Annotated in this window: 12 protein-coding genes and 3 pseudogenes; 7 read left to right on the top strand and 8 right to left on the bottom strand. The window is 62.5% G+C overall.

The annotated features are described in order from the left end of the window. On the top strand, positions 1 to 1,018 hold a 1,018-nt coding region (locus APH36_RS01965), incomplete at its 5' end, for an MFS transporter (protein ID WP_060497269.1). Positions 1,019 to 1,061: 43 nt separating this feature from the next. On the opposite strand, the gene APH36_RS01960 is transcribed toward APH36_RS01965, so the two are convergent. Both APH36_RS01960 and APH36_RS32990 read right to left on the bottom strand, forming a co-directional pair. After that, positions 1,062 to 1,352: a cytochrome c5 family protein gene (locus APH36_RS01960; protein ID WP_060497268.1), complete on the bottom strand. Its 291-nt coding sequence runs from the start codon at positions 1,350 to 1,352 to the stop codon at positions 1,062 to 1,064. A gap of 1,044 nt (positions 1,353 to 2,396) precedes the next feature. Further along, positions 2,397 to 2,568, bottom strand: a pseudogene (locus tag APH36_RS32990) (oxidoreductase); the annotation flags it as partial. 499 nt (positions 2,569 to 3,067) lie between these two features. Between APH36_RS32990 and APH36_RS01950 the strand changes: the two are divergent. Then, positions 3,068 to 4,008, top strand: a pseudogene (locus APH36_RS01950) (helix-turn-helix domain-containing protein). 117 nt (positions 4,009 to 4,125) lie between these two features. Here the strand turns inward: APH36_RS01950 and APH36_RS01945 are convergent. After that, positions 4,126 to 4,848, bottom strand: a complete 723-nt coding sequence (locus APH36_RS01945) for a FadR/GntR family transcriptional regulator (protein WP_060497266.1) — start codon at positions 4,846 to 4,848, stop codon at positions 4,126 to 4,128. A gap of 223 nt (positions 4,849 to 5,071) precedes the next feature. Next, on the bottom strand, positions 5,072 to 6,805 hold the full coding sequence (locus APH36_RS01940; RefSeq protein WP_060497265.1) for an IlvD/Edd family dehydratase: 1,734 nt from the start codon (positions 6,803 to 6,805) through the stop codon (positions 5,072 to 5,074). Positions 6,806 to 6,990: 185 nt separating this feature from the next. Between APH36_RS01940 and APH36_RS01935 the strand changes: the two genes are divergently transcribed. The 3 genes from APH36_RS01935 (at position 6,991) to APH36_RS01925 (ending at position 11,024) form a co-directional block, all read left to right on the top strand. Continuing rightward, entirely contained in the window at positions 6,991 to 8,298 is a 1,308-nt protein-coding gene (locus APH36_RS01935) for an MFS transporter (RefSeq protein WP_060497264.1), read from the top strand. 28 nt (positions 8,299 to 8,326) lie between these two features. Beyond that, positions 8,327 to 9,316, top strand: a complete 990-nt coding sequence (gene araD1 / locus APH36_RS01930; protein ID WP_060497263.1) for an AraD1 family protein — start codon at positions 8,327 to 8,329, stop codon at positions 9,314 to 9,316. A 133-nt stretch (positions 9,317 to 9,449) separates the two neighbouring features. Continuing rightward, a complete protein-coding gene (locus APH36_RS01925) occupies positions 9,450 to 11,024 on the top strand; it encodes an aldehyde dehydrogenase (NADP(+)) (RefSeq protein ID WP_060497262.1) in 1,575 nt (524 codons plus the stop codon). A 59-nt stretch (positions 11,025 to 11,083) separates the two neighbouring features. Here APH36_RS01925 and APH36_RS01920 read toward each other — a convergent pair whose 3' ends face one another. After that, positions 11,084 to 11,467, bottom strand: coding sequence for an NUDIX domain-containing protein (locus APH36_RS01920; protein ID WP_060497261.1), 384 nt, complete (start codon positions 11,465 to 11,467; stop codon positions 11,084 to 11,086). 216 nt (positions 11,468 to 11,683) lie between these two features. Then, a complete protein-coding gene (locus APH36_RS31520) occupies positions 11,684 to 11,827 on the bottom strand; it encodes a hypothetical protein (RefSeq protein ID WP_156342044.1) in 144 nt (47 codons plus the stop codon). Between the two features lie 117 nt (positions 11,828 to 11,944). Here APH36_RS31520 and APH36_RS01915 point away from each other — a divergent pair, with 117 nt between their 5' ends. After that, positions 11,945 to 14,068 (top strand): PAS domain-containing sensor histidine kinase, encoded by a 2,124-nt coding sequence (locus tag APH36_RS01915; RefSeq protein WP_060497260.1) that lies wholly within the window; start codon positions 11,945 to 11,947, stop codon positions 14,066 to 14,068. A gap of 8 nt (positions 14,069 to 14,076) precedes the next feature. Here the strand turns inward: APH36_RS01915 and APH36_RS01910 are convergent, their stop codons facing one another. Beyond that, the gene (locus tag APH36_RS01910) at positions 14,077 to 15,459 is read right to left on the bottom strand and encodes a PLP-dependent aminotransferase family protein (RefSeq protein ID WP_060497259.1); all 1,383 of its coding nucleotides are present in this window, start codon (positions 15,457 to 15,459) and stop codon (positions 14,077 to 14,079) included. A gap of 121 nt (positions 15,460 to 15,580) precedes the next feature. Here APH36_RS01910 and APH36_RS01905 point away from each other — a divergent pair, with 121 nt between their 5' ends. Further along, positions 15,581 to 16,450, top strand: a complete 870-nt coding sequence (locus APH36_RS01905; RefSeq protein WP_060497258.1) for a DMT family transporter — start codon at positions 15,581 to 15,583, stop codon at positions 16,448 to 16,450. 76 nt (positions 16,451 to 16,526) lie between these two features. Here APH36_RS01905 and APH36_RS32490 read toward each other — a convergent pair. Next, positions 16,527 to 16,742: pseudogene (locus APH36_RS32490) on the bottom strand (diguanylate cyclase domain-containing protein); the annotation flags it as partial. Positions 16,743 to 16,773 lie beyond the last annotated feature (31 nt).

Here is a 16,773-nt window from a genome sequence, read left to right as displayed (position 1 = left end):
GAGCGCTTTTGGCCTGGCTGCGTTACTGTCGTTGGGCGCCGGGGCCATCGTCGAACGGCTGGGCGGGCGTCGGGCGCTGGGGCTGTTATTCGGCTGTTGCGCCGCGGCCTACACCTTGGCTGGCGTATTGCCGGGGTTTCTCGGGCTGGTGCTGGCGCTGGCCGTGTGTGGCGTGGCCCAGGCCTTGGCCAACCCGGCCACCAACCTGCTGATCGCTGAACAGTTTCCCGTGGCCGAGCGGGCCGCGACCGTGGGTTTCAAACAGGCCGGCGTGCAAGTGTCGGCGCTGTTCGCGGGGCTACTCTTGCCGCTGTTGGCCCAGTACCTGGGCTGGCGGGTGGCGCTGGTGCTGTTCGCGCCATTGGCGTTGCTGCTGGGCTGGACGGTCTGGCGTCATCTACCGGGCTTACCGGGCCGTGCTCGCGGCGCCTCGACCACCCTGTGCCGGCCCTCGGCCGGGCTGGCGCTGTTGATGGCCGTGCAGTGCAGCGTGGCCATCGCCCTGTCATCGTTCGTGACCTACCTGGGCGTGTTCGCCCGTGCCCAGGGGGTGCCGGCGGTGCTGGCGGGTTCGTTGGTGGCGGTGTTCGGCGTGATGGGCATCGTCGCGCGGGTGTTGCTGACACCCCTGGCGGCGCGGCTGCGCGACGAGAGCCTGATGCTGGGTGCGCTGTGCGCGTTGGCGGCGCTGGCGGTGTTCAGCCTGAGCCGGGCCACGCCGCAAGCCTGGATCTGGCTCTGGGTCGGCAGCATCGGCATGGGGTTGACGGCGGTGGCGACCAACGCGGTGGCCATGAGCATGGTCCTGCGCGATCGCGCATTCGGCGCGCCGGCGGCTTCGGCGAGCCTGCTGTCGGTGGGGTTCTTTGCGGGCTTCGCGCTGGGGCCGCCGCTGTTCGGCGCGTTGCTGCGAGCTCGGGGCTACGGCCTGGTCCTGGACACGATGATCGTGGCGTTGTTGTTGGGGATGCTGCTGTGCCTGTGGCTAAGGGCCTGGCGCCGGGCGGAGCGCCGTTAGGGGTGTCACCCGTGCGGTGCCGGGCACGGCACGGGTGGCCGCATCACTTGGACATGTAGTCGATCACTGCCTGGTAATCCTCGGCGGTGCAGTCCATGCACAGGCCTCGCGGTGGCATGGCGTTGAAGCCTTCGGTGACATGCTTGACCAGTACGTCGTTGCCCTTGGCCAGGCGAGGCTTCCAGGCTTCCTGGTCGCCCTTTTTCGGGGCCATGGGCAGTTGGCCGTTGTGGCACATCTGGCAGGCGCGGTTGAACACCGCCTCTGGCTCCTGGGCCGCCTGGGCCACGCTGGCGAGTGCCAGGCAGGCAAGCATTGCAAATGTTTTTTTCATGACCGACCTCTCAGGTTTTTTATTCGAAGCCGGAGTCTATGTAAGTGTCGGTAGCTGTCAGGTGCGACAGTTTGACTCAGGCCTGGCGCATCGACTGTGCCGGCGTCATCGCTATCAAGGGTGCGGCAGGATGTCGCAGGTCGAGGGTAGTCGAGTGCCGTGCTAATTTGAAATTGGCCCGGTGTTTTGCTCTTGGCAGGGTTTTCACCGGGCCGAAAAAAGCCGGGGCTGGCCACCAGCCCCGGCTTGGTTCTTGCCTCGGTTCATGGCCTTCAGAGCAGGATGTGGTCGCTGAGCTGGCGAATGGTATCGGTGGCGGCCAGCAGGTAACCTGGAGCCACCAACGATACTGCCAACGCCATTGCAAACAGTTTTCGTGCGCTTTTCATGGACCGAACCTCGCAAAATGATTCCAGGTGTGAAAGGGCCGCTCTTGGCTGCTAGCTGCCAGATTTTTCGAGGCAGCGGTTCCTTGCAGGCATAGTGAGCGTCGCACGGACTCTGCGTTCGCATCGAACATCAGATAAGCGCTTGAAATGTGGGGTTCATGGAGCGCTCACAAACCAACCGCCACCCGGCGGTATTTTGTTGCCTGGAGAAAACTCATGCCTTTCATCGTCATCGACACTACCAGAAGCTTAGACAGTCGGGCCTTGGAGTCCGCAACCGATTGGCGGGTTATCTCGAAGTATTTATAAGTGTGATCTGCTCTCGTCTCTATTGCTCCCATTTTTTCGTGGGATGAAATGACTTTTCTCCAGGGCCAGACATCATCCCTCGACTGCACGATGCCAAGGTCAACGGCATGGCCCAGCTTGGTATCAACATCAACGGGATAGAAGAGATCGACGGCGTGCTGTATGCGCAGTCGTGGTGGTGCAGGAAGGAGTGATGGGCGGGCTACCACAGGCCTGGGTGTCCGAACTGGACGACCAGGTGGCCCTGCCCGAGGATCCCGATGGGCGCGCGGCAGTGCTCAGTCAGATGGCTTATGCCTCGCGCCGACGCCGGGAGGTCGTCTAGTCGGCCAGGTAATGGGCGCTGGACGGCGCCGCTCTGTGAGGAGCTGTATGGAGAGATAAGCCAGTCGCCGTTGGGTCTCGCCTTTTGTGCAAGCCTGTCCCAATGGCTTTCATCCACTCCCCAGCCATTGAGCATCGCCTGGCTTGTATCGCGGATCGTCACTCGCTTCGATAATGCCCGCGCGGTCGATGCCTGAACTACCGCCCCCTTCAGCCGCACGCAGCATCAGGCCGGCGACACGATCGCCCGGCTTGACGGGCTGGCTGCTCAGGAGGTTCTCTTCGGGTGCCAGGTCGCGCATATGCAGCCACTTGAACTCGTCGACCACTTGCTGTTGTTGTTTGAACTGCATGGGCTCACCTCATCGGCATGGGTTGCTGAATTGCCGTAAGGCCAAAGTTAGGCAGGACTTGCCAGCCCCGCTTTGTTAGGAAGGCCAACCGTTTGGTTGGAAAAGACAGGGCGAAAACATCCGCTTGCCCACGAACCGCAATGGTGCGGCGCACAACGCCAAACCGGATTTGTGCCCTGAAATGGAGAGGGGAGTTGATGCTGTTAAGAGGTTCGCGCAGAAGCAATCACGGCATAGGCACCTTCGCGCCGACGTCGGCCACTGGCGTGTTTATTGCGTGTACCACCGGCGGTTACAGTGCCCCATTATCTCCCGTAGTTGCATCAAGGTGAGCGCCATCATGGCTGAGACCAACCAGTATTCCACCCTCGCAGTTTCACCCGCTCGTCGCTTCGAGTACTGGCGAGAAGTGGTCTGCCGCCATTGCCTTTCGGCAGATAGCAAACCCTCGTCGCAGAGCGATTTTGAAGGGGTGCTGCAGTTCAACGAAATTGGCCCCCTGGATCTCACCACCCTGTCGTCACCGCTGCACCATTGGGTGCGCTCCGAGCACCATTTGCGCAGCGACCCCGCCGAAGACATCTGGCTCGGTTTGACCCTCGACGGCCACGGCGAAATCGAACAGCACACCCGCAAAGCCAGCCTCACGGCAGGTAATTTGTTTCTTTATGACGCAACCCAACCGTTCCGCTTCAGCCTCGGTGGTACCGAAAACCACCTGATCCGCATCCCTCGCCCACTGCTCGCCCAGCGCCTGCCCCGCATCGGCGAAATTACCGCGCTGGTGCTGGACGAAGCACGGCCCGGCGTTATCCCCTGCGGCAGATGATTGGCCAGGCGGCCAGTTCAGTGGCTCTGCTGGAGGGGGAAGGGATCTCTCAGCGCTATTCCAACACCATTATTGATTTGCTGGTGCTCAGCCTGGAGCTGCAGGACCTAAAAACCACCCATCAAGAGCTGGATTTGTATGGACGGATGATGAGCTACATTCAGCAGCATTTGACTGAGCCGGAGCTGTCCATCGAGACGATTGCTGTGGCGCACCACGTGTCGACGCGGACGGTGACCCGGGCGTTTGCTCGGCATCAGAAGTCGCCGGTTGCCGAGATTTGGAAGGAGCGGCTGAATGCTAGCCGCGCGGCGATTGAGTGTGGGCAGGTTAGGAGTGTGTCGCAGGCCGCGCTGGAGTTTGGATTTACGGATTTTTCGCATTATAGCCATGCGTTTCGGAAGGCTTTTGGGGTGGCGCCGCGTACATTGTTGCGAGGAAGTGGGGGGTAACTATGGCCGCCATCTGTGTTCTAGGCTTTGCAAGAGGCCCCACAAAAGTAAGCGTCCGGTTAAGTCGCCTTGACGAGCGAGAGCCGTGATCTCCAGGTTGGATTTCCGCTCGCATGCTCAGCTAGTCGGGTCTTGCCCCAACACCTTGCTCAACGCCACGCGTGCATCTTCAAGCTGTACCAGCGATGCATGCCGCGCCCCGAGCGCGTCGCCGTTCTGGATTGCCGTAAGGATCGCTTTGTGCCGGGGCAGGGCGAGCTGGTCAAAGTTTGGCCGCTGGTTGGAATAGCGCACCGATTCGCGCAGGGCCATTGACAGCATGTTGCACAGGTAGGCCAGCAGGTCGTTGTGGGTGGCGTCGGCGATGCGGGCATGGAAGTCCAGGTCGGGTTGCAGGCGCTCTTCATGGGTGCGGGCAGCTTCCATGCGCTGGTAGGCCTCGCCGATCGACTCGACATCCTCGGCGGTGGCGTTGGTGGCGGCCAGTGCGGCGGCGGCGGGTTCAATGACCCAACGTACGCTGGACAAGGTGTTGAAGAAGTCTTTTTGCGGGGTGGCCTGCATCAGCCAGTGCAGCACGTCGGGATCGAGCATGTGCCAGTCTTGGCGGGGCCGCACCAGGGTGCCGACCCGCGGGCGGGCTTCGACCAGGCCCTTGGCGGTAAGGGCGCGCATCGCTTCGCGAAACACTGGCCGGCTGATCGCGTAGCTTTCGCACAGGCTGGCCTCGGAGGGCAGCTTTTGCCCAGGTGCGAGTTGGCCGGATACGATTTGCAGGCCGAGGTCCTGGACCAGGGTGGCATGCATGCTTTTGCGCGTGGTGGGCTGGCGGTAGTTCATGGGGGGCGCGGGTGGTCCTTCGGGCGGGGTGGGCATCATAGCATTAGTGGGTGAGGGGCGGCCTTGTGTTCGGGGGGGCGCTGTTTTGAGATGTTCGGGCGGCAGGTGGTTCGACGTGGCATGTGCAGCGCCTGTGAGATCGAGCGCCGCCCGCGCGGCGCTCGATCTCACAGGCGCAAAGCATCCACAGCCAAACCCTTTGACGCCCCCACCACCCTCAGCCTCAGTGCGAATGCTTGGGCACTGCCGCGCCGCGGCAGCCAACCAGGAAGTCAAAGTCGCACCCTTCATCCGCCTGCATCACGTGGTCCAGGTACAGCTTCGCATAACCGCCGCTGATCAACTGCGGCGGGGCTTGCAGGTCGGCCAGGCGGCCGGCCAGTTCCTCGGCGCAAATGTCCAGGTGCAGCCGGCCTTCCTTGCAATCCAGCTCGATCCAGTCACCTTCGCGTACCACTGCCAATGGCCCGCCTGCCGCCGCCTCGGGCGCCACGTGCAGCACCACGGTGCCGTAGGCGGTGCCGCTCATGCGGGCGTCGGAAATACGCACCATGTCGGTCACGCCCTGGGCCAGCAGCTTGGCGGGCAAGCCCATGTTGCCGACCTCGGCCATGCCCGGGTAGCCCTTGGGCCCGCAGTACTTCATCACCAGCACCGAGTTGGCGTCCACCTCCAGCTCAGGGTCGTTGATGCGTGCCTTGTAGTCCTCGAAGTTTTCAAACACCACGGCGCGGCCACGGTGCTGCATCAGTGCCGGTGTTGCCGCCGATGGCTTGAGTACCGCGCCCTTGGGCGCCAGGTTGCCGCGCAGGATACAGATGCCGCCATCGGCCACCAGCGGTTTGTCGATCGGGCGGATGACTTCTTCGTCATACAGCGGGGCAGCCTGGCAGTTGTCCCACAGGCTCTTGCCGTTGGCGGTCAGCGCGGTTGGGTTGGGCAGCAGGCCATGTTCGCCCAGGCGGCGGATGACCGCCGGCAGGCCGCCCGCGTAGTAGAACTCTTCCATCAGGAAGCGGCCCGAGGGCTGCAGGTCGACCAAGGTAGGGGTGCCACGGCCGACGCGGGTCCAGTCTTCCAGTTGCAGGTCTACGCCAATGCGTCCGGCAATCGCCTTCAGGTGGATCACGGCGTTGGTCGAACCACCAATGGCGGCGTTGACGCGGATGGCGTTCTCAAAAGCTTCGCGGGTGAGGATCTTCGACAGGCGCAGGTCTTCGCGGACCATGTCGACAATGCGCATGCCCGACAGGTGGGCGAGTACATAGCGCCGTGCATCCACCGCCGGGATGGCGGCGTTGTGCGGCAGCGAGGTGCCCAGCGCCTCGGCCATGCAGGCCATGGTCGACGCGGTGCCCATGGTGTTGCAGGTGCCCGCGGAGCGCGACATGCCGGCCTCGGCCGAGAGGAACTCGTTGAGGTCGATCTGGCCGGCTTTATAGGCCTCGTGCATCTGCCAGACGATGGTGCCGGCGCCAATGTCCTTGCCCTTGTGCTTGCCGTTGAGCATCGGCCCACCGGTAACCACGATCGCTGGCACGTCGCAGCTGGCAGCGCCCATCAGCAGCGCCGGGGTGGTCTTGTCGCAGCCGGTCAGCAGCACCACGGCGTCTACCGGGTTGCCACGAATCGCTTCTTCCACATCCATGCTCGCCAGGTTGCGGGTGAGCATGGCAGTGGGGCGCAGGTTGGACTCGCCGCTGGAGAACACCGGGAACTCCACCGGGAAGCCGCCAGCCTCCAGCACGCCCTTTTTCACATGCTCGGCAATCTTGCGGAAGTGGGCGTTGCACGGGGTCAGCTCCGACCAGGTGTTGCAGATGCCGATGATCGGCTTGCCCTGGAATTCGTGGTCCGGGATGCCCTGGTTCTTCATCCAGCTGCGGTACATGAAGCCGTTCTTGTCGGCGGTACCAAACCATTGGGCAGAGCGCAGGGGGTGTTTTTTATCAGACATGGCGGGACACCTAATTAGTATTACTATTTGTCGTTATGTGGCTGACTCTACCGACTAAAAAGGCATCTGTGAAGGGTTGTTGTTTTAAATAGTAATACTATATGATCGATTCGCCAGGTTAGCGGTCTGCCAAAAAGCCCCGGCCAGGTGCTGTGCCCATTACAAGAACAATTGGAGACATCGCCATGATTCAGGAGCAGCGGCTCGTCCGCCTGATCACACTGAAACTCATCCCTTTTCTGGTTCTGCTTTACCTGGTGGCCTATGTCGATCGCTCGGCGGTGGGCTTTGCCAAGCTGCACATGGGCGCCGATATCGGCCTGGGTGACGCTGCCTATGGCCTTGGCGCCGGGCTGTTCTTCATCGGTTATTTTCTGTTCGAGGTGCCGAGCAACCTGTTGCTCGATCGCTTTGGCGCACGTCGGTGGTTCGCCCGTATCCTGGTGACCTGGGGCGCGATCACCGTTGGTATGGCGTTTGTCACCGGGCCTAACGGCTTCTACGTGATGCGCTTCTTGCTCGGGGCCGCCGAGGCAGGCTTCTTCCCTGGCGTGCTGTACTACATCACCCAGTGGTACCCGGTGCGCCATCGCGGCAAGATCCTGGGCTTCTTCATCCTCTCGCAGCCACTGGCCATGCTGATCACCGGGCCGTTGTCCGGCGCGCTGTTGGGGCTTGAGGGCATCTACGGCCTACATGGCTGGCAGTGGCTGTTCATCTGCATCGGCACGCCGGCGGTGTTGTTGGCCTGGCCCACGCTGCGCCTGCTACCGGACGGGCCTGCCAAGGTGCGCTGGCTCAGCGACGAGCAACGCAACTGGCTGCAGGAGCAGTTGGCCAACGACCTGCGCGAGTTCGGCCAGACCCGTCATGGCAACCCGCTGCATGCCCTGAAAGATGGCCGGGTGCTGTTGCTGGCGCTGTTCTACTTGCCGATGACCCTGAGCATTTATGGCCTGGGCCTGTGGCTGCCCACGCTGATCCACCAGTTTGGCGGCAGTGACCTGGTCACCGGTTTTGTCTCGGCGGTGCCCTACCTGTTCGGCATCATCGGCCTGCTGATCGTGCCACGCAGCTCCGACCGCCTCAACGATCGCTATGGCCACCTTGGTCTGCTGTACGCACTGGGTGCCATCGGCCTGTTCTTCAGCGCCTGGCTGACCATGCCTGTGCTGCAGTTGGCCGCGCTGTGCCTGGTGGCGTTCGCGCTGTTCTCCTGCACGGCCATCTTCTGGACGCTGCCGGGGCGGTTCTTCTCCGGTGCTAGCGCGGCGGCGGGCATCGCCTTGATCAACTCGATCGGCAACCTTGGCGGCTACCTTGGCCCGTTCGGCATCGGCGCGCTCAAGGAATACACCGGGCAGCTGTCGTCGGGCCTGTATTTCCTGGCGCTGGTGATGCTGTGCGGGGTGTTGCTCACGGGCGTGGTCTACAACCGCCTGGAGCGCCGCCAGCGCTTGGCTTCCACGCGGGCGGCCGAGGCCTCCCGCTAATTCTTGCAACCGATAAGCGAGCACAAGCATGCGACTGATTCAATTCGAAACCGCTGGCGGCCAGCGCCGTGTGGGCGTGGTGGAAGGCGAGTACGCCCTTGAAGTATCTGGCGCCAACAGCACCCGTGAACTGGCGTTGCAGGCCATTGCCGCAGGTCGTGACCTGGCCAGCGAAGTGCAGGCCGCCGGCCTGGGCGAGCGCCACGACTACTTGGCCCTGTTGGCCGAAGGCCGTGTGTTGCCACCGCTGGACCATCCAGACCCGGCTCACTGCCTGGTTACCGGTACCGGGCTTACCCATCTGGGCAGCGCCGCCACCCGCGACAAGATGCACCAGCAGCAAGCCGAAGGTGCCGTGACCGACAGCATGCGCATGTTCCAGTGGGGGCTAGAGGGCGGGCGACCGCCAGCGGGTGAAGAGGGGGCGCAGCCGGAGTGGTTCTACAAAGGCGACGGCGGCATCGTCGTGCGCCCCGGCGCCGACCTGCCGCTGCCGGCCTTTGCCGAAGATGCGGGCGAGGAGCCAGAGTTGGTCGGGCTTTACCTGATCGGTGCCGACGGCACGCCTTACCGCTTGGGCTACGCCTTGGGCAACGAGTTCTCCGACCATGTTATGGAGCGGCGCAATTACCTGTACCTGGCGCACTCCAAGCTGCGTGCCTGCAGCTTCGGCCCAGAGCTGCGCCTGGGTGCTTTACCGGCCCACCTGGAAGGCACCAGCCGCATCCTGCGAGATGGCCAGGAGCTGTGGAGCAAGCCGTTTCTTTCGGGCGAGCAGAACATGTGCCACAGCTTCGAGAACCTTGAGTTCCATCACTTCAAGTACGGCCAGTTTCTGCGAGCTGGCGATATCCATGTGCATTATTTGGGTACCGCCACGCTGTCGTTTGCCGACGGCATCCAGGCCCGCCCGGGCGATACCTTCGAGGTCAGCCTTGACGCCTTTGGCCAACCGCTGCGCAACGGCATTGCAGCCGCGTCCGGGCAGGTTCGCCCAGGCCTGGTGAAAAGCCTGTAGGAGCGGCTTTAGCCGCGAAGAACCCAGCGCGGTGCATGGCACCGGCTGCGCCGGTGTTCGCGGCTGAAGCCGCTCCTACAAGGGCCTGCATGAAGTGCCTTAGCGCCTTCTTTCTTTGTTACAGGAGTCAACCATGTCTGGAAGCAACTTCATTGGCGGCCAGCGCAGTGCTGCCGGCAGCGTACGCCTGCACAGCCTCGATGCGCGCACCGGCGAAGCATTACCTTTGGCCTTTGCCCAGGCCACCCCTGAAGAGGTGGCTGCCGCAGCACTGGCGGCCGAAGCGGCATTTGCCGAGTACAACGCCTTGGCGCCAGAGCGCCGCGCGCAGTTTCTTGATGCCATTGCCGACCAGCTGGATGCGCTGGACGATACCTTCGTCGCCACCGTGTGCCGCGAGACCGCGTTGCCGGCTGGGCGCATTCAGGGCGAGCGTGGCCGTACCAGCAACCAGATGCGCCTGTTCGCCAAGGTGCTGCGCCGTGGCGACTACCTGGGGGCGCGCATTGATCGCGCGCAGCCACAGCGCCAACCGCTGCCACGCCCCGACCTGCGCCAGTATCGCACCGGTGTGGGGCCGGTGGCCGTGTTCGGCGCCAGCAACTTCCCACTGGCTTTCTCCACCGCCGGCGGCGACACCGCAGCAGCGCTGGCTGCCGGCTGCCCGGTCGTGGTCAAGGCGCACAGCGGCCATATGGCCACTGCCGAGCGGGTGGCCGAGGCCATCGAGCGTGCAGCGGTAGCAACCGGTATGCCTGCGGGTGTGTTCAACATGATCTACGGTGCCGGTGTCGGCGAAGCGCTGGTACGCCACCCGGCGATCCAGGCCGTGGGCTTTACCGGTTCGCTCAAGGGCGGCCGTGCCCTGTGCGACCTGGCGGCGGCGCGCCCGCAACCGATCCCGGTGTTCGCTGAAATGAGCAGCATCAACCCAGTGCTGGTGTTGCCCGCAGCGTTGCAGGCCCGTGGCGAGCAGGTGGCCAAGGAATTGGCCGCCTCGGTGGTGCTGGGTTGCGGGCAGTTCTGCACCAACCCCGGGCTGGTCATCGGCATCGCTGGCGAGGCGTTCAGCGCCTTCGTTGCGGTACTGGGCGCGCAACTGGCTGACCAGCCCGCGCAGACCATGCTCAATGCCGGTACCTTGCGCAGTTATGCCAGCGGCGTGCAGCGCCTGCACCAGCACCCGGGCCTGCGCCACCTGGCCGGTGCCGAACAAGCCGGCGAGCAGGCCCAGGCACAGCTGTTCCAGGCCGATGTAAGCCTGTTGCTCAACGGCGACGAGTTACTTCAGGAGGAGGTTTTCGGGCCTGCCACGGTGGTGGTCGAAGTGGCCGACGAAGCCGAACTGCGCCGCGCTCTGCAAGCCCTGCACGGGCAACTGACCGCCACCCTCATCGCCGAGCCGGAAGACTTCCAGCGCTTTGCTGCGCTGGTGCCGGTTCTGCAGCGCAAGGCGGGGCGCCTGTTGGTCAACGGCTACCCGACCGGTGTCGAAGTATGCGATGCGATGGTACATGGCGGGCCGTACCCAGCCACTTCCGATGCCCGCGGTACCTCGGTCGGTACCCTGGCCATCGACCGGTTCCTGCGCCCGGTGTGCTACCAGGATTACCCGGACGTGCTGCTGCCCGATGCCCTGAAAAACGCTAACCCGCTCGGTCTGCAGCGGTTGGTAGACGGTCAGCACAGCCGTGAGGCGCTTGTCTGACGCAGGCGCTGTCGCGGTATACCTGCCGGGTCCGGCCCGGCGGGATTTCGACCGACGAATCACCCTTTGACAGCGATGAACCCTTCACGCCGCAGCAGCTCGACGTTGCTCGGTTTTATCTGGAGTTGCGACACCTCCTGAATCAGGAACCAGCGACACTCCACTATCTCGTGTGATGGCTGGGGAACCCGGGACGGCGGTACAGCCATCCGATACACCCAGTGCTCCTCCGCTTGAAGCACGTGATGGCCCAGAAACTGGGCATCGCTAAGCGGTAAGCAGGTTTCTTCCTGCAGCTCACGGCGTGCGGCTTCATGCTGGGTTTCCCCAGGGTCGATCTTGCCGCCGGGCAGCGACCATTCCAGTGCCTCTTTGCGTACAAGCAAGACCTTGCCGGCCTGCAGGCAAATGATCGTGGCATGCAGCGCTCTCGATGGGGTCATCACGTGTCCTCCCGTTTCAAGGGAAGGCCGTGCAGGCACGGCAAAGTTCAGCGCAATCGCTCCGAATGAACCCAGCCCGTGCCGGCCTGGTCGCATGTTCACCTTCACCGCAAAAGGAAGTTGGGGATGAAAGCGGTCAGTTCACTGTTCACCGGCGTGGCATTTCGCTGAACGGCCCGCGTCCCTGGCGCGGGCCTTTTGCGTGTGCCCCAAGGCTCAGCCGTCGGACTGCTCTTGCGGCGGTACCTGGCCGTCTGGCCAATCAGGCGCCTCCTGCTCCGGTTCAGGCTTGGGTATCGGTTCGCCAGGGTTGTGTGGCACCTCGTCAACGTACGGGTCGGGATGTTTGGGGTCGATCATGATCGGGCTCCTCGCAAATGGGCTGCACCGCGTTAGGCCGTGTGACCGGGCAGGCTGTTCAATTCGGTTTCTGTCGCCCGTGAGACTATGATGTGGAGCAAGCGACAGAGGTGAGTCATGGATAAAGATGGGATCGACCCGCTGGGCTCACTGCCAGCGGCAGGTGTGCGGTCTTCGAACGAGGTTGTTGCGGAGCATTCGTCCGAACAACTGCGTCTGGTGCTGGACGCCGCTGCGGTCGTGGGTATGTGGGTCTGGGATATTCCGAACGACCGGGTAACGGCAGACGAACGCTTCTCCCGGTCTTTCGGCATTCCCGCTCAAAAGTGTGAAGCGGGCATTCCAATCGCTGAAGCCTTTACCTCAATCTACCCGGATGATCGTGAGCGCGTTTCCCGGGATATCCATGACGCGATGTCTCGAGGCGGTACGTTCCGTTGTGAATATCGCGTTCGTAACGAAGCCGGGCTGTATCACTGGATCGAAGCCAACGGGCATGCGGAGCTGGATGCCGAGGGGCAGGCCATACGCTTACCGGGCGTGCTCATGGACATCGAGTCGCGAAGGGCAGCTGAGGCTGAGCGAGATCGCGTATCGGCGTTGTTGCGTACCTTTACTGCCGCAGTGCCTGGGGTTGTGTATGCAAAAGACCTGGAAGGCAGGATGCTCATTGCCAACCATGGGGCAACGCAACTGATCGGCAAACCGCCAGAATTCTACCTGGGTAAGACGGACCTCGAATTCCTCGAAGACAAGGCCCAGGCGCGTCAGGTGATGCAGACCGACCAGCAGATCATGCGTGGCGGCAAGGCTGTGCAGGTCGAAGAGCGGGTCGACATGCCGGACGGTTCTGCAACGACATGGCTCTCCGTCAAGGCCCCCTTGCTCGATGAGGCGGGAAACGTCATAGGGCTCATCGGTTCTTCCATAGACGTTACTGCAAGAAAACAGGCCGAGGCCGCGCTTTTGAACCTCAACCACACGCTGGAAGAGCGCATCAGCGAAGCCGTGGCCCAGCGTGAGGCCGCGCAGGAGGCGCTGCGCCAATCGCAAAAAATGGAAGCGATAGGCCAGCTCACGGGCGGTATCGCACACGACTTCAATAATTTGCTGGCGGGCATCACCGGCAGCCTGGACCTGGCCAGGCTGCGCGGCAAGCAAGGGCGGTTGGCGGACGTCGAGCGTTACATTGGGGTCGCGCACCGGGCAGCGTACAAGGCGGCGGCCCTGACCCATCGGTTGCTGGCATTTTCACGCCGGCAGCCTTTGCAGGCCACCCGTACGGAGGTCAATGGCTTGATAGGCGGCCTGGAGGACCTTGTGCAGCGCACCGTCGGGCCAATGATTCTTCTGAAAGTCGATTTGAAAGCGCAGCTTTCCACCTGCCTGGTAGACCCGGTCCAGGTCGAGAACTCGCTGCTGAACCTCTGCATCAATGCACGGGATGCCATTGGCAAGCGTGCAGGCAAGATCACCATCACCACGGCAAACGAGGCCCTTGAGGCAGGCCCGGGCCTGGATGCCGAGCTGCAGCCGGGTTCGTACCTGGTCATCAGTGTGGCGGACAATGGCATGGGAATGTCGGCCGAAACACTGTCGAAAGCGTGCGAGCCGTTCTTCACTACCAAAGCGATGGGCGAAGGCACAGGGCTGGGGTTGTCGATGGTATATGGCTTTGCCAAGCAGTCGGGCGGGCAAGTCAGGATTGCTTCCGAAGAAGGGGCAGGAACCCGGGTGCAGCTTTTCCTGCCAATCGATCAAGGGCAGCCTGAAAACACCGGCCCGGCAGAGATCCACCCCGATTTTTCAACCCAATGGTCTGACCGCAATGTGCTGATTGTGGATGACGAGCCCTCTGTGCGTTTGTTTGTCAGTGAAGTGCTCAGTGGTTTGGGGTGCACGGTTATCGAGGCCGCTGATAGCCAAGCCGGGCTGCAACTGCTCGCTTCGGACACTCGCATCGACTTGCTGGTGACTGATATCGGCCTGCCGGGAGGGCTCGACGGCCGGGAGATGGCGAAATCCGGGCGACAAACGCGTGAAGGGTTACCGGTCATTTTCATGACCGGTTACACCAGCCCTTCAGTGTTTGACGATGAGGTATTGCGCAACGCATCGGCCGTGTTGATCAAGCCATTCGCAATGGAGGACTTGATCGCCAATGTTCACGCGATGTTTGGCGCTCGAATCAACCAAGGCAAGCCTTCGGTAGCGGCTGACCGAGGTAGCGAGGTGGATTGATCGGGCCACTAGGCACCCAGTGCCCGTTTCAACACGTCATAGACTCTGACGTCCCCTGACTGCGCAACGTTGAACCGCAGAAAATCTCCCGCAGTCATGGACTGGCTAAAGGCATTCCCGGGCGCCAGCACCACGCCTTCATTCAAACAAGCCCTGGCCAGCGTTGCGGCATCCTTGCCTAGCGGCAGCTGGCACCAGGCGTACAGGCCAGCCTGGGGAATGATCCAGGGTTTGATACCAATCGCCTGAAGCCTGGCTACCGTTTTGTCCATTTGCTCGGCCAACCGAAGGCGCACACTCTCCATGTGCTTTCGGTACCCGCTGTCGGTAATCGCGTGGTGGATGATGTCCGCCGCCAGGCGCCCACCGCCGAAGGTGGTCGCAATCTTGAGGTCGACCAGGCCCTCGATCCATTCACCGCGCGCAGCGATGTAGCCGCAGCGGATTGAAGCGGAGATGGTTTTGGAAAAGCTGCCGATCTGGATGACCCGTGAGAGGCCGTCGAACGCAGACAGGCGCGGCGCGGGCGTATGTTCGAAGTCGCTGAAAATGTCGTCCTCGACAATCACCAGGTTGGAGGTGTCGGCCAGCTTCAGCAGCCTGTGTGCGGTGACCGGCGACAGGGTGGCCCCGGTCGGGTTGTGGATGCCGGAATTTGTAATGTACAACCGGGGCGCATGCGCGAGCAGGGCAGCGCCGAATGCATCGATGTCCGGGCCGGTCGGCGTGTAAGGCACGCCCACAACGTTCACCCGGTGTGCTTTCAGCAGTGCGTGAAAGTTGAAATAGCAGGGGTCGTCTACCATCACCGTGTCGCCTGGTTCCAGCAGAAAACGGCAAATCAGGTCGATGGCGTGGGTGCCGGACTCGGTGAGCATGATCTGCTCAGGCGGGGCTTCGACCCCGATGCCTGCCAGCCGTCGCGACAAGAACTGCCGGAGCGGTGGATAGCCAAGCGGTGAAGCGTACTCCGTCAGTTTTGACGCGTCAGAACGGGCAACCATTCGCAGCGCTTTACGCACACCCGCTTCGTACATCCAGGAAGGCGGTAGCCACCCGCAACCGGGTTTCAACGCATCGAGGGAGGTTTCAAGCGATTGGCGCGAGATCCACAGCGGGTCGACGACACGATCCAGTTTGGGGCCAAGTTCGGTCAGTGCCAATGGCGCCACTGGCCCTGCGACGTAAAAGCCGGAGCCGGGGCGAGAGCTGAGTACACCCTCGGCCATTAACCGTTCATAGGCCTCAAGCACGGTAGAAACCGACACCTGCATGGCCTGGGCCATGGCGCGGACGGATGGGATTCTTGCGCCGGGTGTGTAGGTGCGAGAGGCGATCCTGGACTGGATCTCGGCCATGACCGTTCGAATTCGCGTGCCGCTGCGTTTCATCGCACCCTCAACTGTGCTGGATTAATGTGCATAACAGTTCGGTTGAACTGTATTGGATTGTACATGGCCTGGGTGAGCCCGTCAGTGATGTACTGACGCCTGGCTTATCGGGGAATGAATGATGGAAAGAACAACAAGCGGGTGGGTCAACGGCTTCATAGGCGTCGCCATTTTTGCGGGCTCGTTGCCGGCAACCCGCGTGGCCGTGGCGGACTTTGAACCGACGTTTCTGACCTGTGCCAGGGCTACCATTGCCGCCTTGTTGGGTGCGCTGTTTTTGATCGTGCTGCGCCAGCCTCGGCCGAAGCGGGGTGACTTGGCGTCATTGGCGGTAACAGCGCTGGGCGTTGTCATCGGGTTTCCGTTGCTGACGGCACTGGCGCTCCAGCATGTCACCTCTGCCCATTCCATTGTTTTTGTCGGGCTGCTGCCGCTGTGCACCGCCGGGTTTGCCGTTTTGCGGGGCGGTGAGCGGCCTCGGCTGTTGTTCTGGCTGTTCTCGTTCATGGGGGCCGGGCTGGTCGCGGGCTATGCGTTGATGAATGGCGGCGAAGGGTCGTTGGTGGGTGACCTGCTGATGACGGCAGCGGTGGTTGTGTGTGGCCTGGGGTATGCAGAAGGGGCGCGGCTGTCGCGCACATTGGGCGGGTGGCAGGTGATCAGCTGGGCATTGCTGGTGGCGTTGCCGTTCATGCTGCTGCTGACGGTCGTTAATTTTCCGGCACCTGATGCCTTTGCCAAGGTAAGTGCGCCGGCGTGGTTCAGCTTTGGCTACGTTTCGCTGTTCAGCATGCTGATTGGCTTTGTATTCTGGTACCGGGGGCTGGTCCAGGGTGGCATTGCGGCAGTCGGGCAGCTGCAACTGTTTCAGCCGTTCATGGGGCTTGGGCTGGCGGCGTTGCTGCTGCACGAGCAGGTCAGCTGGTTGATGCTGGTGGTGACGCTGGGGGCTGTGATCTGTGTGGCGGGGGCCAGGAAGTACGCCCAATAAGTGAGTACAGCGGTGGCTGGCGCTCGCCTTGGTCGTTGCCCGGTACAAACAGGGCGAGCATACCGCCACACAGCCCGGCACCCACCTGTTCCCGAATGCGCTCAGCAATCCGCTGCAGTTCTTCGCTGTCCTTGACCTGCAAAATCGCGACGAATTCCTCACCCCCATGGCGCACGAGCAGGGCTTTACGCTGCCCGCGATCCATTTCAAGGCGCAGGTCGCGGTTCACCTGTGCCAGGGTGCGCAGTTGCAGATATCCCTCGGCGAGCGTGGCTAGGTTATGGCATCGAGCCATGGGCTACCGGGTAGAGCGGCATTTCTTG

Source organism: Pseudomonas sp. NBRC 111133 (genome assembly GCF_001320605.1).
GTDB lineage: Bacteria > Pseudomonadota > Gammaproteobacteria > Pseudomonadales > Pseudomonadaceae > Aquipseudomonas > Aquipseudomonas monteilii.
This window is presented reverse-complemented; position numbering and strand designations above follow the sequence as displayed.

Bases quoted from the DNA above. Each gene is read 5' to 3' on its own strand.
- APH36_RS01960 (WP_060497268.1), bottom strand. From the start codon at position 1,352: ATGAAAAAAACATTTGCAATGCTTGCCTGCCTGGCACTCGCCAGCGTG.
- APH36_RS01945 (WP_060497266.1), bottom strand. From the start codon at position 4,848: ATGAACTACCGCCAGCCCACCACGCGCAAAAGCATGCATGCCACCCTG.
- APH36_RS01940 (WP_060497265.1), bottom strand. From the start codon at position 6,805: ATGTCTGATAAAAAACACCCCCTGCGCTCTGCCCAATGGTTTGGTACC.
- APH36_RS01935 (WP_060497264.1), top strand. From the start codon at position 6,991: ATGATTCAGGAGCAGCGGCTCGTCCGCCTGATCACACTGAAACTCATC.
- araD1 (WP_060497263.1), top strand. From the start codon at position 8,327: ATGCGACTGATTCAATTCGAAACCGCTGGCGGCCAGCGCCGTGTGGGC.
- APH36_RS01925 (WP_060497262.1), top strand. From the start codon at position 9,450: ATGTCTGGAAGCAACTTCATTGGCGGCCAGCGCAGTGCTGCCGGCAGC.
- APH36_RS01920 (WP_060497261.1), bottom strand. From the start codon at position 11,467: ATGACCCCATCGAGAGCGCTGCATGCCACGATCATTTGCCTGCAGGCC.
- APH36_RS31520 (WP_156342044.1), bottom strand. From the start codon at position 11,827: ATGATCGACCCCAAACATCCCGACCCGTACGTTGACGAGGTGCCACAC.
- APH36_RS01915 (WP_060497260.1), top strand. From the start codon at position 11,945: ATGGATAAAGATGGGATCGACCCGCTGGGCTCACTGCCAGCGGCAGGT.
- APH36_RS01910 (WP_060497259.1), bottom strand. From the start codon at position 15,459: ATGAAACGCAGCGGCACGCGAATTCGAACGGTCATGGCCGAGATCCAG.
- APH36_RS01905 (WP_060497258.1), top strand. From the start codon at position 15,581: ATGGAAAGAACAACAAGCGGGTGGGTCAACGGCTTCATAGGCGTCGCC.